A 15,268-nucleotide genomic window follows, 5' to 3' on the forward strand; every position below is an offset into this window, starting at 1 on the left:
ACGAGGTCCTCGACTCCATGCAGCGCCGAATTTCGGAAGGGAACCTTGGCCAGACAGGCATACACGGTAACGGGCGTGCCCGGTGGCGCCCCTGTCACTGACGCCTCGATAATGGGTGCGGCCTTCACGACTGCCTCCGCCCGCTTGCGGGCCGGTCGTGGATAGGCAGCCAGCACCAGCCGGTGGTGCCGTGCTCAATGAAGCCCCAGCGGCCGCCGAGCTCCTTGACGAACAGGGAAACCAGCAGCAGACCGCGGCCGGACTCGGCCAGCGGCGAGACCTCTTGTGGCTGGGGCTCCTCGGTTTCCGTCCCGTCGTCGATCTCGAAGCGGATCAAGCCCGGCTGCGGGGACCAGCTTCGATAGCGCACCGAGTGACCCCGGCCGTGCAGCACGGCGTTCGTGAGCAACTCGGAGTGGACCACCAGGACGTCCTGCACGCGTTCCTCCGGCATGCCGCACGAGTGCCGCAGCCAAGCTGCTGCGACATTGCGGAGATGCGGCACCACATGCGCCTCTCGCTTCCCAGCGGCAGTGACCCTCGACGCCGAGACGTGCGCCGGCGCTGGGCGCTTGGGCGGGGACTGGCACGGCGGTTGTCCGCTTTGTTGATCAAGGGCTTCCAAGTGCACGGACCTGGTGATGCTGGACTTGCCGGTGGAGGAGGGCATGAGGGTCTCCCGCGAATGGCGATGGACAGGGATATCGGCGTTGCGCTGGCGATCGGCGCATATCTGAGTAAGGCCCCTGTGGGTGGTGACGTTCTGGCGCGTAGCTCACCTCGGCTTCGTCTTTGGGCAGTGAGGGCGCCGGTACGGCCCTGCTCCGAGCTGGCCGTGAACGGAAGCACTCATGGGTGCAGGACCGAAGGCGTTCAGGGGGTACGCCCCAAAGTCGCCAGGCACCGGCCCTCGATCGCTGAACTAGCTTGCTGCGCGCCCTAGTTAACATTCAAGAGAATCCGCCAAGGAGCGCGAACTGGCATGTGCCCCTTAGTGGACAGGGGGTGTTGCAGAGAGGACAGGCCATGCCAGACTCCGGGCAGCGCCCTCTTACTGATGGACAGACACATCGTCCTGGGCGACAGAGGGGTCGACATGTCGGACAGCACAGCGAAGTGAGGGGGACAGGTGGCGGCACGACGTGGACCGACGTACCTCCGGGTCATGCTCGGGAAAGAGTTGCGCGAACTGCGTGAGCGGAAGAAGAAAGACGCGGAGGAGACGACTCCCAGCAACGGAGAGATGGAGTCCTATACCGCTGAAGCCGTCTCGACGAAGCTGGGCTTCTCACGATCGAAGCTGAGTCGAGTCGAGGCCGGCGAGATCCCTCTGCCGAAGCTGGGGGACCTCGAAGCGTTGATGGACGAGTACGACGTTATAGAGCCGAGCGATCGAGATGTTCTGCTCCAGATGCAGCGCGACTCGCTGAAGAGCGAACCGTTAACGACGTTCCGAAACGTGCTGCCCTCCGGCATGCCTCGGTACCTCGGCTTGGAGCGTGAATCGGTGCGCATCCGCGGCTTTGAGAACAACGTGGTACATGGCCTCCTCCAGGGCGAGAAGTATGCGAGAGCGCTCATGGGCTCGGCCAAGGTCGTGGAGGAACGGACGACGGACGCCGTTGAGGGCAGTGTGCAGGCCCGCATGGAGCGGAAGCAGTTGCTGGACGGTGACCGCGAAGTCCACATCATCCTGACTGAGAACACGCTGCGCACGAAGATCGGTAGCGCTGAGGTCATGCGCGCCCAGTACGAGGAGATCATCCGCCTCATTGAGCAGGACAACGTCGAGGTACAGATCATTCCCGAAGATCTGGCCACCTACCGAGCGGGTTTCAGCTTCACGGTGCTGGATTTCGATGAGCTGGACCCAGTGGTCCAGGGCGACGGATACAGATCCATCACCATGTGGTCGAAGGCATCCGATGTTGGACAGTACCAAAGGCAGTTCGATGCCATGGTTAAGGCGGCTCCGGGGCCTTCCCATACGCCGTCATTTTTGATGGAACTCGAAAAGAAACTGTGGAAATGACTGATCACACACGGCCCGTTCCCTCCACGGAGTTCGCTCCGGAAGGGGCGTGGTCCAAGTCGACGTACAGCGACCAAGGTGGTGGGAACTGCCTGGAGGTTGCGGATCGAGGCGCCGAGGTCGGCCTTCGGGACTCGAAGGACAAGAGCGGCCCCGCTCTGCTTCTTCCTCGAGCCACTTACATGGCCTTCATCGGTATGGTGAAGTCCGGTGGCACCAGTGAGCCCTTTCCAACCTCACGCTGATGCGTGGTGAAGGACGAGGACGGCCTTCACCACGTTGGTGATGCGGTTGGTGCTGCAGCGGAGTTTTCGCAGGACCCGCCAGCCTTTGAGGGTGGCCATGGCTCGCTCACCGACACAGCGGATCTTGGCGTGAGTGGTGTTGTGGCGACGCTTCCATCGCTTGAGCCGGCGGCCTCGGAACGGGACGCGGACGGGCCCGCCCGCGCCTTCATACGCCCTATCGGTCAGCATTTGACTCCCGCCTCGGCGAGGGCGTCGATGATCCCGTGCTGCCGGGCGGCGGTGAGGTCGTGGGTCGAACCGGGCAAAGCCGGCGAGGCCCAGAGCAGACGGCCGAACGGATCGGTGAGAACCTGGACGTTCATGCCGTGACGTTTGTGTTTCCCGGAGTAGTACGGGGTGTCGGCGGCGATGCGGTCGATGGGCAGCAGGGTGCCGTCGAGGAGGACGAACGCCTTCGCCCGGACGGTCTTCATCGCCTCGGTCAGGGTCGGGGCGAGGGCGGCCAGGGCCTCGACGGCTTCCCGTACGTAGCGGTAGACGGTTGCGATCCCGATGCCGAACCCGGCGGCGAGCTGGGCATAGGTGTCACCGCACCGCAAGCCAGGGCGAGCAACGCCTGACGTGCGGCGGACAGACGTCGCCACCGCGTCCCGATCTCCTGCCGCCTCACGGTCAGTTGCCCCGTCAGGAACCGCAGGGTGCGGCTGGACAGATCAATCGAGGACGGGTAGACAAGCACCCGAAGCTCCTGGCGGACACGGGTGATCTTGGTCGAGAACCCGTCTACCAGGAGCTTCACTCGTGTGCAGGACTGTCCAACTCACGGTCAGCAACGCCAGCTTGGAAACGGCTCAGTGCGGGGAGCTGCTCTACACCGTGGACATGACCACACCGTATGACCTTGCGGTCAGCCAGAGTTGATCCTTCTCAAGAGGTGCGATGTGAGGTTGCGTGAACGGCAAGTCCGCGTGCAGCAAGTTCCCTTTCGGTAAATTGCGTGGATCGTCGCTGTAGCCACTACGAGAGATATTTATGCACGACGCAGGGAGATCGTTTATGCAGTGATTTATGCACGACCTTCGTGCGTGGTTGGTTGACGCTCGATTATGCGGAACTTGTCACTGAATCCGATCCTCGATCATGCCTTTGACCTGCGAAAACCTAGAGGGAAATTAGGCCAATAAACGCGGTGGTCGACCGGTGATTTGATCACGCTGGCGACCCACCCCCCTGGGTCCTGTATAAACGATCCCGGGTTGGTGCATAGGTATCCGCCCGCTGAGTGATCGCTGCGGCAGTGCGAATGAATAGTTGATGTATGGCCATTCATCGGGGCTGAGATCACCAGCGGTGTGATCCGCGCGGCGGGATCGGCGGTGGCCCGTTGCCCTTGCGGCTGTTGCAGCCACGGTGCGCGGGGCGCAGGTTATCGGGATCGTAGGGATCGCCACCAGCGGACAGAGGCTGAACGTGCTCGGCAGTCCACGCGCGCGGATGCAGGTGCGGCAGCGTCATGTCGATGTCGTATCCGCAGATCCAGCAGATGGGCAGCGACTCGGACTTGAGCTGCGCGACGGCGCGTCGCCAGCGGCGGCCTGATCGCCCGTCATGCTTGCCCATGCCCTGATTCCCCCTTCGCTCCGGTGGCCGCCCTGGCAAGATCCCGCGCATGACATCCACCTTCTGGCGGCTGGCCCGCGGTACCGAATGGGCGGAGCACGAGGTCCAGGCGCTTGGCCGGGCGATGGTGCAGCTTGGCATTGGAGCAAGGCCACCCAAAGGGATTTGTGTCGCATTCAGGATTTCAGGTCTAAGTCGGCGCCTCGTTCCGGCCTTGAAGGTGATCCTGATCCCGGCCTCCTGGGTCTTGTGCGCCGCCGTGCTGGGGCTGTTTGCCGACATGGTGTTCAACTACCCGGGGGAGGAGCAAGGTGAGGGCGGGTCGCTGATCGACCCGGTCGTGAAGCAGGTTGATGCCTTACCTGCCGGGTTCAGACTGTCATTTGGTATTGCCACCTACGTGCCAATACTGGTTCTTGCGGTCGCACTCCTGGCCGCGTTTGTTATCGGGGCATCGCTCATGGCTGGGTGGCCCATTTGGTACTCAATGGGGCGCCAGTCCGGATCGGTCGTGGAACGCGCTCGGCGCTATCGGCTCCCGCTCACCTGCGCGAAGGCGGTCCAGGCGATAGCGAAGGCTCACCGATCGTCGGGTGACCGGTCGATCCGTGAGTACCGGCAGGTGTGCGTCCACGTGCGGCTTGTGTCCAGGGCCATCTACCGAGCCCAACGGACACGCGGCCTGCTGACCTGGCGATCTCATCGCCGTAAGCAGCTCAGGCGGCATGCCGGGCAGGTTGTGGCTCGGCTTCAGCAGCTTGAGGCATCCATCGACGTGGCCCCTCGTGCGGGGCTTCGCGAATTGGCTGAGGCGATCCTCATGATCTCAGAGCGTTACTCCGAGGGGAAGTTGGGGGCGCTGCTTGATGAGGATGAAGTCGCAGGAGTGAAGCCGGTGCCTGATCGTCCAGTCGTCAGATTCATCGCAACGGTCGTACTCCTTGGCGCGGCAGGCGCGGGCATTTCATGGATGGGGCTTCCAGACGTCTTCGCTCCATACGTGATTGCATCCTGCGGGCTCCTGATACTTGCTGTGGTCTACGGCGATGGGCCGGGGCGCTTGCGTGCAGCTCTCCAGTCCGTCAGGTGAAGGGCAGTCAACTCCGTTGGCTGTCGCGCCACATGTTGCGCAGCACCAACAGGCAGATCGTCAACGCGACGGCGGCCAGGGCGAGTACGAGCATGAGCAGCGCGAAGCCGAAGACGAGCGCCAGGACGATCGCGGCCAGGAGTGCCAGTGCGACGATGCCTAGGCAGCCGCCTGCGATGTACGCGCCCCACGGCCGGGCGACGAGCGGGCCCTGCTGCGGGATAGGGGCGGCGGGAGGCAGGGGGTAGATGTACTGCCCGTCGGCGGTGATGCCGACGGGCCGCTGGACGGGGGGAGGGATGGCCGCGTCGGGGCGGCGCGGCTCAAGTGGGTTGTGCACGGCGTTTCTTGGGCGAATCGGCTGCGCTGACGAGATGGGTGGGCGCGAGGAGAGCCGCCGGATGACGGCCTCCTCGCGAGGAATTGATCTCCGGCGGGTGGACCAGGGAGGCGGTGCACCACTTGCGTATCGCGGTCGGCCCGGGGCGGGGCCGACGCATTCCAGTGCGGCCGCCGGGCGGATGGATGACATCGTGTGGCCTTCTCGGCGCCGCGACGGCATCGAAGACGCAGGCCACGGTGGCCATCCGCTTGCGGTTGGGCTTCTCGCCCGGCGCGAGCCGGCTGCGATGCCCTCCCGGGGCGGCGAGCCGGGCTTTCTGGGTGGCCGGTCGCAGTGCTTCCGGCCGCATGACTACCCCCTTGCCGTCGGCCTCGATGACCAGCAAGACGTCCCTGCTGGAGGGGATCGGCGGATGCTGACGGTAGAAGCCATCGACGTCGCCGCAGGCAGCGGCCACGAGCTGTTCAAGTCGGCGCTTGCCCAGGACTCTTCCGCAGCGCCGCTCGATCGCGGCCTGTGCCTGGTCGAACGAGCCTCTCGCCGCCTCCAGTGCAGCGAGCCGGCGCAGGCTCATTGAGTGCCGGCCCGCTGGCAGCGATAACACGGCATCGGCCGGATGGACGTTGGCCTGGCCCGGCCCGCGATAGGCGACACGCTCCCGCCACGGGCGCACGAGCCCGTCCGCGCCGATGCCGGGCGGGCAATTACCCCCTCGTATGGCTTCTTCTTCGCGGCGGGCCCACAGGTCCAAGTGGTCCTGCAGAAGCTGCCGCAGCAGGAGCCGGCCCGCTTCATCCAGATGTTCTTCCAGCTCGGCATGGGTCCACGAGGCCGCAGCTTCGCCTGACAAGGTGCGTGTTCAGCGACTCGAAGGCACTGACCGAGCAGGCAAACGGGTCAGCACCCGTGCGTGCGTCATACGATGTCATCTCCGGGGCTCTTCTCGGGCTGCATCGATTGGGTGGCACCTTCGAATGTAGTGAGAAGAGCCCCTCGCCTACGAGGAGTTGACAGACCCGTCCGTGCGGTGGTGAGCCACGGTGAACAGTCCGGGATCTCCCTCTTCCAGCCAGCCCCTGGCCGCCAGCCGCTTCAGTTTCGCGCGCGTCGTCTCGATCTTCCCCACCTCGGCGGGCAGCCCGATCCTCGGCACGACCTGCTTGGCTCGTACTGGTTCCGGAGCGTCCTGGACCACCTCGATGATGTCGCGATACGCCGTCGGCAACACCTCTATCCCCATCCCCGGCTGCCAGTTGGGCACCGACAACACCCCGACCATCCGTCGCTCCGCACCCGCATACGGGGTCGCGGGCTCAGCACCCGGTACGTCATCTCTCGACGGCACATCGTCGACGTCAGACGCCAGTGACGGGGCCGCTGACATCTCGGCCATCACCTCGGCCACCGTTTCCCGCGCGATCTGCAGCATTCTCAAGATCTCCCGGGCACTGTCCAACCGGTCCGCCACCTCGGCCAATTTGGCCTCGAGCCCCTCCACCTGGACACGGGCAGCGGACTCCCGGGCCTCCAACTCCTCGAACAATGAACCCATCGGACACCCCTCCTCCACCACCAAGGTAGAGACGACGCACTCCGAAAGCATCAGCGACGGCATCACCCCAGCTCAGGCATCCCCCGAGAGGAACCGCACCCGATTGAGTAGCTTGCCAACCCCGCGACCACGTTGCCTGCAAAGTGAGTTGGGTGCGGATCCTCTGAAGTGACGCTCGGAACGCGGGTCAAGGGCGGGGGTGCTCTGCTCGCACACACCACCAACAACGAGCAGGGTATTAGCTTTGAGGCCCACGACCACGCCTGGCACCCATCGGATCACCAGGGCCTGACCCTCATCCACCGGCCGGAGCGAGATGCTGACTCGAGCCCCTTCGAGCCGAAGAAGGGCTGGAGCAAGGCCGCCAAACGCCGATGCTGCGGTGGAAGGTGCCATCCGTCTCCACGATGTCCCTAATGTCGGAGTCAGCGAAAGTGTCCCTGAGCGGTGCCGTGGTCGAGTAATAATGCAGGTCACGAAGAGTGCTCCCCGCGCCCGCGGGGATGGTCCCATCAAGGTCGTACGCCGGCACCGCTGCCCCGGGTGCTCCCCGCGCCCGCGGGGATGGTTCCCTGGCCAAGGTGGGAGCCCTGGAGGGCCTGGAGTGCTCCCCGCGCCCGCGGGGATGGTCCCTCACGGGCCGCCGTTCGCGGGGGTCCACGGGTGCTCCCCGCGCCCGCGGGGATGGTCCCGGTGTCGCTGTGCGCCGGGTGCCGCCCGCCGGGTGCTCCCCGCGCCCGCGGGGATGGACCCTGATCGTGATGCGGCCGTCGCGGTAGGCGTTGACTGCTGCGGGCGTTGTGTCCGGTGGTGGCCTGCTCGATGTTCTGTTGCAGGTTGGAGGGGGCGGCTGTGGGGGCGAGTTGGCCTTCGGCGGTTGCGCCGGAGCTGTCGTCGCCGGCGGGAGGCCGCGTTCGGGTGGGTGTTGGGGTCTGGTGCCACTCGTCTGTCGGCAGGTGTCGCCGATCGCTGCGGGGTGCTCGGGCTTCATCCGGTTGCGCACGGTCTTGTGTTGTCGAACGCGTACCGGTCGTCTGTGGGGCAGCGGTACGCGTTTGAGGGTGGGGTCGAGACGCGTACCGGTCGGTGCTGTGGCCCAGGGAAACGTGTACCGGTGCCGGGCGCTGACCATGGGCGCGGGTGGACGCGCACGTCTCTGGCGGGGCGGTGACCTAGCTGGTACGCCCTGCCGGTGCGCGTTTTCGGGCCCTGGGGCAAACGCGTACCGGGCGCTGCGGGGTTCGGGGTGAGGGGGCTTTTGCATCGGGCTCGGGCGGTGCGGGAGGTGGTGGTGCTGCGGCAGGCGCCCGGTGCGCAGTAGCTCGGGCGAGGGATGCGCAACTTTGCTGCGCATGCCCCGACCTGCCCGCTGCGCACTGCACTGCGCAACGTCGCTGAGCACTCCTCGACCCGGTCTGCTGCGCACCCCTCGGTCCCGTCTGCTGCGCGCGTGCCTACGCAACTGTTGTGGTCTGTTGTGGAGTTGTTGTTTCCGTCGGTGGTGTGCCGTGGCCGGGTCTGTGTGCTGGTTCGAAGGCTTTGGTGGGCTGGTCGGTGACAGACTGCTGTTGGGGCGGGTTGGTGTTGAGGGGGGTGGTGGGTGGTGGGGAAGAGTGTGTTGTGGCCGTATGGGTCGACGGGTGCGTTGCGTGGGGATGTGTTGCGGGTTTTGGGTGTGTTGAAGGTGGCGTCGGCGGAGCAGGTGCAGGCGTTGACGCGTCCGCATCTGTCGGTGCGGTATCCGGTGCCGCACGGTGGCCGCCGGACGAAGGCGCATCGCAATGCCTGCCTGGACCTGACGCATCGCGGGCTGGTGGTGTCCGAGGGGGTGAGCCGTGGGCGGCACAAGCTGTGGGGACTGACGGCGGCCGGCCTGGAAGCGGCCGCCCAGGTGTTGCAGCGGCCGCTGGGGGAGATGGGGTCGATCGCCCGCGGTGCGGCCACTCACGGTGCCGCGCACGCCATGGACGTGAATGCCACCGCGCTGGCTCTCCTGCAGCCGCGCCCGGTGGGGCCTGATCTGGAGCGGCTGGGGCGGGTGGAGCGGGCGGTGGTCGAGGCCCGGCCGGCGGGGTTGGGGGTGTTGGAGGCGATGAGTACGGAGGTCGGCCTGCCGGTCACCGGCACCGAGGCCCGTCCCGGCCGTGGTTCGGTGCAGGCCGACCTGGTCCTGACCGCTCCCGAGCATCGACTCCCGCTGCTGTGCGTGGAGGTCGACCGCTCCACGATGGTTCCCGAGCGCGTGGTGGACAAGATCCGCCGCTACCAGCTGTTCTTTGAGCGCCGTGACCGGCAGGGGCAGGAGTGGTGGCGCAGCCGCTGGCCTGCGCCGGAGGGGGTGGGGCCGGTGGTTGCGCTGGTGCTGTCCGGTCGCAGTGAGAGGAGTGTGCTGGCCCGGGCTGGTGTCGTGATGAACCTGGTCGGGGGGCTGGGTACGTCGTTTCCGGTGATCGGGACGACGCTGGCCCGGCTGGGGGAGCGTGGCCCGTGGGGTGAGACGTGGTGGAATGCGGCGCGGGGCGGCAGCCCGCGGTCTCTTGGCCAGGCGTTGGGATGGCCTGTCGCTGCGCTTGATCGGTGACGTGGACCCGCAGGGCGCCGTCGTCTGCTGCCGGCTGTGGACGGGGGTGTGTGCCCGGCTGCAGCGGGCCGTGGTGCCGCCGCATCCGGACGGTATCAGTGGTGCTGCTTCCGTGGCTGCCGGGCGTGTCTCAACTCGGTTCATGGGCAGTGTTGTTGGTTGCCCCGATGCGTTCATGCCGCAGCATCTGCCGATGTTCCTGGCGGATTGCCCGGACTCGGAGGGGTTCCGCCCAGAAGCCGAAGCCGAAGCCGAAGCCTGACGTTGGCTGCAGCGTGTGCCGGTGAGGGGCTGTCAGGCCGCCCCACGGGCGTGTGGGTGGTCGGCGGGTGTGGCGTCGGGGTGGGTCCGTGAGTGGTGCCGTATGCCCTACCGCACCTCTGTGTGCCGGGCATGGCGAAGGCGCAGCTCAGGGCACCTGCTGGGGGTGTACCGGGTGTGCCGACAACCCCTCCCACGCACCCTCCGGCCCGGCAGACAGACAGGAAAGGAAAGAACAGGGATAGAGCAGGCGGCAGGTCCACAGGCGTGCGCGGGAGGGGATCGGAGCCGGGTGTGCTCACTCGGTAGGACGCCGTTCTGGCGGGCATGGTGGCTGCAGGGCTGCAGGGCTGCAGGGCTGCAGGGCTGCAGGGCTGCAGGGCTGTCGTGCGGCGTCACGGGCCTGCCATTCAGAGGTTCTTAGCTGCCGTCGTGGCAGCCTCTGCGACCGGCGGTATCCGTTCGCAGACGACGGCGAGAGCTGCGGGTTCGGCCTGGAGGAGGGCGGGCAGCGCTGGTAGCCAGGAGCCTTCGCGCAGGGCGAGGGCGGCGAGTTTCGCCGCGTGGTCCAGGTCCTGGGGAGGGCGAGTCTGTCCGGGAGGCGGTCGCCTGTTGTGCCTTGGCCGGGGCGGGACAGCATCGACGGCGACGGCGGTGGGGCCCGGCCCTGGTGGCGATGAGAGGGGGGTGGTTTGGGTGTGGATCCGCGCGTGGGGCGTTAGCATTCCGGGCTGGTGGACGGCTGTTTCTCCATCGGCCGGGGTGTAGCGGAGGGAGCAGGGTGGACCAGCGCGCGCTGCCCGAGCAGGACTTCTCGATGTTCGCCGATTCTGTGCGGAGATCCGGCCCGGCGCGGTTGCGGGTGACGGAGGCGATGACGTGTCTGGAGGCCGAGCGGCTGCGGGTGGTCCGGGCGATGGAGTGCGGGCGGCCGGTCGCGGCACGGGTCCTGGGACGGGGCGGCGAGGAGATCAACCGGAACCTCAGCCGTGAGGTTCCGCACTGGCGCACCCTGGATTCCGTCAACGTCAGCGGTTGCGTGGAGCAACTCGCCGTGAGCCTGCCGAACAATACGTTCGCGATGGACGCCGGTCTTCAGATGGTCAGTGTGTGGCACCGCGATGCGCTGAGCCCGGAGGTGCGGCTCGTACTGTCCGGCGAGGATCCGCAGGTAGCTACTTCTTCGGCTACGGGCCGTTGCAGATGAAGATCGTCGGCGCGGTGGCGGTGCTCCTCGAGGCCCGTGGTCGCGTTCCACAGAGGACTGTCATCGTGGTGCGGGACGCCGCGTGCGTGGCCGCCGCGCGCCGCTACTGGGACGTGGCGCGGCGCGGGTCGACGACGTGCGCCGCGCGCCGCCGAGGAGCCGCCGCCTGACGCCGACCGAGCGCCAGCGCCGCGTCGCTTCGCGCTCCTGCGCATCTCGCTCGTCGGACGAGCAGATCGCCCGCCGGCTCGAACTGAGCGTGCGCATCGGTGCGGACGGAGGTCGCCGTGATCCCGACCGCTCGACGCGACCCGCTTCGTGGCGGGGTCCGGCTCCGCGCGCGCGGAGCCGGACCCCCGCCTGATGTGCCCGCAACCGCCGGCGGCTGCGGGATGCTGCAATCTTCCGCCGACGGCGTCCGGCGGCCTTCGTTTGCCACGCAAGAAGGTACGGAAAGCTCATGAGAGCGGCCTGACTGGCCGCCGTCGGCACCGCGCTCGTGGACGACCGCGCTGACTGCCGCGCCGGCGTCGGCCACCCAGATCGCGCACAGCTGCGTGGGCGAGGCGGTCGTCCGCTGCGCCACAACGTCGAGATGCCATCCACCGGCGTCTTCAACGCGCACGGCCGGGTGACCTGGACACCGCCGGCGGTACCGTCTACAAGGTCATGTGGTCGCCGGGGTGCGGCTGGAGTACTCACGTGAACGGTGCCTGGGAGACCTCCGGCAGGAGGCCCCGTATCCCGTCTATGAGTCCGGGCAGGATGTCGCGCGCACCGACATCGGCACGTCGTGCGGTTCGTCGAAGCACGCAAGCTCGTCCGTCGCGCAGGTCCTCGTGTCGTGGGAGAACGGCGGCAGCGAGACCAACGACTGGGTCACGACACCGTCGACGTACATCTGCCCCCGCTGATCGCGTGACCGCGAGCTCTGCCGCTTCCTACTCGGGTTCTGGGTCCTGTATTGGGTCGTGATCAATCTGCGGGTTGCGCCCTCGTGGAGAGGGCGGGTCCGGTGGTCCGTAGTGCACGACGCGGACGCAACGGACGGACCAGGAGCGGAGTTCATCGGTCCGTACCTGCCGTCCGGCGAGTGCGGGCCGTATCTCATGCGACTGCGGCAGCAGGCTGAGGGTGATCTGGAGGTTCCGCTCGAGCACAGTGGCGGGAGGTCGAACGAGTTCGGCGCGTGGGCCACCGTGCACAACCGCTTCCGGCGGTGGCGGCACTCCGTGTGTCTCGCAGCTGCGGAAGGACTGATCGCGAAGGCGGCCGGAGCGGGGCAGGACGGACCTGTCCCTCGGGCAGTACCTTCAGGGATGAGAACGGTGACGATGCATCGCATCGTGGAGCCGGCGATGTGACCTCGCGCGGCGAAGTCAGTCCTCGACACACCGCTTGACCCGCGGGGTTGCTGTGCCAGAGGACGCGGCGGACATTCACGGGATCACGGCCGCGGCCCTTGCCGGGGCCCCTGCATTCGCGGACATCCTGGCGGACCTCACCGCGGCGCTCCGTGGCAAGCGCTGCCTGATCTACAGCAGTGCCTACGGCGTCCGTCGGCTCCGCCGTGAGCTGACCCTGTGCTACCTCGACCGCGCTGCACGGAGGTGTCGAGAGACAGTGCGCACGGGCACCGTACCGGAGGACATCGGGCGGTCGCTGAGGTGGCTGCCCGGATGGACGCCATGAGGTTGGAGGACGTGATGATCCCTGCTCGGTCTGGGCGGGGGACTCCAGCGAACATCACGGCACCAACCGCTGGCAGCCCTTGGCGGGAGGACATCGGGCTGCGGAAGACGGCCCCGTCCTCGACTGCCTGCGGGCCGTGGCAAAGGCCGCCGGTTCGCTTTGTCCGAAGGGGACTTGTAGCCGAACTCGCGGGTCCCGCGTCCAGAACGGCACCTCGGAGGACTCGGGTTCGTCCGCGTCCGCATGATCGAGGACCAGCAGACCGAACTATCCGTATTGCGGCTATTCGGAAGGTTATCTATAACAGGAGGCATGAGCCGTCGAGTTGATACACGCGAGCAGCGTCCACAGTTCGAACTCCGCTGTGAGTGCATGTGATCGTGCAGCGGGCTCCCATCTGGTTCATCACACGCTGATCACCACGGCCGGCGGTACTGGGGCCGCTTGGTGGACGAGTCGCTAGTGCGCGACGCCTTCTGCGGGGCCGCGACAGCCATCTCGCGCAGGGAGGCATCGGGAGGTGCGGATCCCTCGTGAGTGGTACGTGCGCCCTACCAGGGATGCGGAGAAGGCCCCTGTTCAGGAGGTGCCGCCGCGTGTCCCGGGGGCGGCCGAGGCGGCACGGCCGCCGCTACATGATTCCTTTCCACCGCCAGGGTGGTGCTCCTGCGCGGCCGCGCAGGCAGTCGGCGCGGTACTGGGCTTCGCGCCGCCACTGTGGGCGGGTGGCGGCGTGCTGCGCGGCATACGTCGTCATCCGCAACTCGCGGGCCCCGGCGAGAGTCCATACCGGCCCATTCGGTGACGTCCGTGCCGTAGGCGGTACAGAACGCGGCGTACTCGGCGGCCAAGACCGCGCCGGTCGTGGTCAGCTTCACCGCCGTCGACACGAGGTCCACTCCGGCGGGCCGAACGAGGCGCGCTCAAAGTCCAGGAGGATCGGGCCGGCCGCGGTACGTGCGATGTTGCCGACCCAGGCGTCCCCATGGACGACGCACTCGGGCAGCCGCAGGCCGTGACGCCCACTGCGCCTTGAGGTCTTCGAGCCGTTCCCGCAGCCATTGCCGGTCATCGTCGGCGAGGGTAGCCGCGGTGTCGATCCGCTCGGCGGCCCGTACGAACGGGTCCAGGTGCCCGAGCGGCAGCTCGGGCTTGGGCAGGGCGTGCAGCTGCTTGAGGACCGCCACGACATCGGCGACGGTCCCGATCTTGTGTGGTGGCAGCTCGTGCCAGAACGTCACCGGGTGTCCGCTGATCGCCACCGGCTGCGGCAGCTCGAGGGCGCGGACGGCGGGCACGCCCTGGGCGGCGAGCCAGCGGGCCACCTGTACTTCGCGGGTCGCGGCAACGAGCTGGCCGGGGCGGGCGATGCGCAGCACCACACCGCCACGCAGACGCCACAGCGCGTTCTCGGCGATCCGTATCGGCTTTGCGCCGGTGGCATCGAGGCCGGCGGCGAGGCATGCGGCCTGAAGCACGGCATGGGTGGGCGTGGTGGAGACGGTCACGGCTGCACGGTAGCCGCGATGCGCTCGCGCAGGTGCTCGGCTTCGGGGAGCTTCCGGTACCGGGCCGTGTAGCGGGACAGCTCGCGCAGGTCGTCGGCGGCCCGGCACGACGTCAGTTCCCGACGTCGTTCAGGGCCCGGTGGCCGAGCACGACCGCATGCTGGGGTCGTCGCCTCTGGCCATGGCGAGGGAGGCGAGTTTCGTGCCGGAGATCGCGCGGGAGCGGGCGAACTGGTCCCCGTGCTCCTGCACCGCGATCTCGAACCGGCGGGCCGCCTGCCCCGGATCCTGCTCGGCGTGGACGGCCAGATCGAACAGGGCGTGCGCGGTGTCGCCGTGATGCTGGGCGTGGTCGTAGTACGCCATCCAGGGCGGGTCCTTCGACGGGTCGGACTGCTCGAACGCGGCGTCGGCCTCGCCGACCGCGCGCAGCGTCTCGGTGACGTTGCGCATCTTGCCGAAGGCCCTGGCGCGGGCGGTGTGCAGCATGGCCCGCTCGGTTGCTGTCAGCCGGTCGGAGCGCACCAGCCCCTTTTCCGCGTGTGTGAGCCCGGTGTCGGGGTCGCCTACCCAGATCTCATGCCGGGCCATGAAGCTGTACGTCTTGGCGCGCAGGTGCCATTCCCCGGCCTCTTCCGCGCATTCGGCGGCGAGACGGAAGCTGACGCGGGCGTCGTCGTGGGCGTACGCGTCGAATTGGCTGGCTCCGACGACGATCCCCAACCGGGCCACGGAGGCGAGGAGTTCCGGGCGCAGGGGCTCGGGGCAGGGCACGGGCAGCAGTGAGGCACCCCACGTGATCGCGCCGCGGGCGAGCTCTCGTACGACTCCGCCGCCGCCGTGTTCATTGTCCTGGCGGTGGATGACGTCGGCGAGTGCCTTCAACTGGGCGATCTCGCGGGGGCGGATCTGTGACGGGATCTCCTGGGGTGCGGTCGGTGCGACGAGGCGAACAAGGTCGGTAGGGGCGAGGGCGGCGAGGCCGCTCGTGACGAGGAAGGCGCGACGGTCCACGGAGGCAGAACTCCCACTCGGAGGTAATGGACTACCTCCAACCAGGATGCTGGCCGCGGTGGACCTGAACCGACGCCTCCGCCCTGCCGGGGGTGCACTTTCCGTTTCAACACGGGAGTT

12 protein-coding genes, 3 pseudogenes and 1 CRISPR repeat array are annotated in these 15,268 nt (G+C 67.5%); of the genes and pseudogenes, 7 read left to right on the plus strand and 8 right to left on the minus strand.

Annotated elements, in window-relative coordinates:
* Window positions 1-124: 124 nt before the first annotated feature.
* Complete coding sequence (locus tag RBJ77_RS15255; RefSeq protein WP_372345521.1) at window positions 125-670, minus strand: ATP-binding protein; 546 nt, start codon at window positions 668-670, stop codon at window positions 125-127.
* Between the two features lie 495 nt (window positions 671-1,165).
* Between RBJ77_RS15255 and RBJ77_RS15260 the strand changes: the two genes are divergently transcribed.
* Both RBJ77_RS15260 and RBJ77_RS15265 read left to right on the plus strand, forming a co-directional pair.
* Complete coding sequence (locus tag RBJ77_RS15260; RefSeq protein ID WP_372345522.1) at window positions 1,166-2,032, plus strand: helix-turn-helix domain-containing protein; 867 nt, start codon at window positions 1,166-1,168, stop codon at window positions 2,030-2,032.
* Window positions 2,029-2,277: a DUF397 domain-containing protein gene (locus RBJ77_RS15265; RefSeq protein WP_372345523.1), complete on the plus strand. Its 249-nt coding sequence runs from the start codon at window positions 2,029-2,031 to the stop codon at window positions 2,275-2,277. Before RBJ77_RS15260 ends, RBJ77_RS15265 begins: the two co-directional genes overlap by 4 nt.
* On the opposite strand, the pseudogene RBJ77_RS15270 reads toward RBJ77_RS15265, so the two are convergent.
* A pseudogene (locus RBJ77_RS15270) lies at window positions 2,269-3,019 on the minus strand (transposase family protein). The gene RBJ77_RS15265 and the pseudogene RBJ77_RS15270 sit on opposite strands and share 9 nt — an antisense overlap.
* 602 nt (window positions 3,020-3,621) lie before the next feature.
* The gene (locus RBJ77_RS15275) at window positions 3,622-3,900 is read right to left on the minus strand and encodes an HNH endonuclease (RefSeq protein WP_372345524.1); all 279 of its coding nucleotides are present in this window, start codon (window positions 3,898-3,900) and stop codon (window positions 3,622-3,624) included.
* A 49-nt stretch (window positions 3,901-3,949) separates the two neighbouring features.
* Here RBJ77_RS15275 and RBJ77_RS15280 point away from each other — a divergent pair, with 49 nt between their 5' ends.
* The gene (locus RBJ77_RS15280; RefSeq protein WP_372345525.1) at window positions 3,950-4,990 is read left to right on the plus strand and encodes a hypothetical protein; all 1,041 of its coding nucleotides are present in this window, start codon (window positions 3,950-3,952) and stop codon (window positions 4,988-4,990) included.
* Between the two features lie 7 nt (window positions 4,991-4,997).
* On the opposite strand, the gene RBJ77_RS15285 is transcribed toward RBJ77_RS15280, so the two are convergent.
* From RBJ77_RS15285 to RBJ77_RS15295, 3 genes and pseudogenes are all read right to left on the minus strand, one after another.
* Complete coding sequence (locus RBJ77_RS15285) at window positions 4,998-5,330, minus strand: hypothetical protein (RefSeq protein ID WP_372345526.1); 333 nt, start codon at window positions 5,328-5,330, stop codon at window positions 4,998-5,000.
* A gap of 88 nt (window positions 5,331-5,418) precedes the next feature.
* Window positions 5,419-6,262: pseudogene (locus tag RBJ77_RS15290) on the minus strand (ISKra4 family transposase); the annotation flags it as partial.
* Window positions 6,263-6,330: 68 nt separating this feature from the next.
* Window positions 6,331-6,948, minus strand: coding sequence for a hypothetical protein (locus tag RBJ77_RS15295; RefSeq protein ID WP_372345527.1), 618 nt, complete (start codon window positions 6,946-6,948; stop codon window positions 6,331-6,333).
* 419 nt (window positions 6,949-7,367) lie between these two features.
* Window positions 7,368-7,638: a CRISPR direct-repeat array (repeat unit 29 nt; unit sequence GTGCTCCCCGCGCCCGCGGGGATGGTCCC).
* A 904-nt stretch (window positions 7,639-8,542) separates the two neighbouring features.
* On the opposite strand from RBJ77_RS15295, the gene RBJ77_RS15300 reads away from it, so the two are divergent.
* The 4 genes from RBJ77_RS15300 to RBJ77_RS15315 all read left to right on the plus strand — a co-directional run bounded on the left by RBJ77_RS15300 (window position 8,543) and on the right by RBJ77_RS15315 (window position 11,104).
* Window positions 8,543-9,466, plus strand: coding sequence for a replication-relaxation family protein (locus RBJ77_RS15300; RefSeq protein ID WP_372345528.1), 924 nt, complete (start codon window positions 8,543-8,545; stop codon window positions 9,464-9,466).
* A gap of 1 nt (window position 9,467) precedes the next feature.
* Window positions 9,468-9,728 carry a hypothetical protein gene (locus RBJ77_RS15305; protein WP_372345529.1) on the plus strand — a complete coding sequence of 87 codons (261 nt, stop codon included), beginning with the start codon at window positions 9,468-9,470 and terminating at the stop codon, window positions 9,726-9,728.
* A gap of 780 nt (window positions 9,729-10,508) precedes the next feature.
* The gene (locus RBJ77_RS15310) at window positions 10,509-10,934 is read left to right on the plus strand and encodes a hypothetical protein (protein ID WP_372345530.1); all 426 of its coding nucleotides are present in this window, start codon (window positions 10,509-10,511) and stop codon (window positions 10,932-10,934) included.
* Entirely contained in the window at window positions 10,931-11,104 is a 174-nt protein-coding gene (locus RBJ77_RS15315) for a hypothetical protein (RefSeq protein ID WP_372345531.1), read from the plus strand. Before RBJ77_RS15310 ends, RBJ77_RS15315 begins: the two co-directional genes overlap by 4 nt.
* Window positions 11,105-13,500: 2,396 nt before the next feature.
* On the opposite strand, the pseudogene RBJ77_RS15320 reads toward RBJ77_RS15315, so the two are convergent.
* Both RBJ77_RS15320 and RBJ77_RS15325 read right to left on the minus strand, forming a co-directional pair.
* Window positions 13,501-14,242: pseudogene (locus tag RBJ77_RS15320) on the minus strand (aminoglycoside phosphotransferase family protein).
* 21 nt (window positions 14,243-14,263) lie between these two features.
* Window positions 14,264-15,148 carry a hypothetical protein gene (locus RBJ77_RS15325; protein ID WP_372345532.1) on the minus strand — a complete coding sequence of 295 codons (885 nt, stop codon included), beginning with the start codon at window positions 15,146-15,148 and terminating at the stop codon, window positions 14,264-14,266.
* Between the last annotated feature and the right edge of the window lie 120 nt (window positions 15,149-15,268).

Source organism: Streptomyces sp. KL116D (assembly GCF_030766975.1).
Classification (GTDB): domain Bacteria; phylum Actinomycetota; class Actinomycetes; order Streptomycetales; family Streptomycetaceae; genus Streptomyces; species Streptomyces longispororuber_A.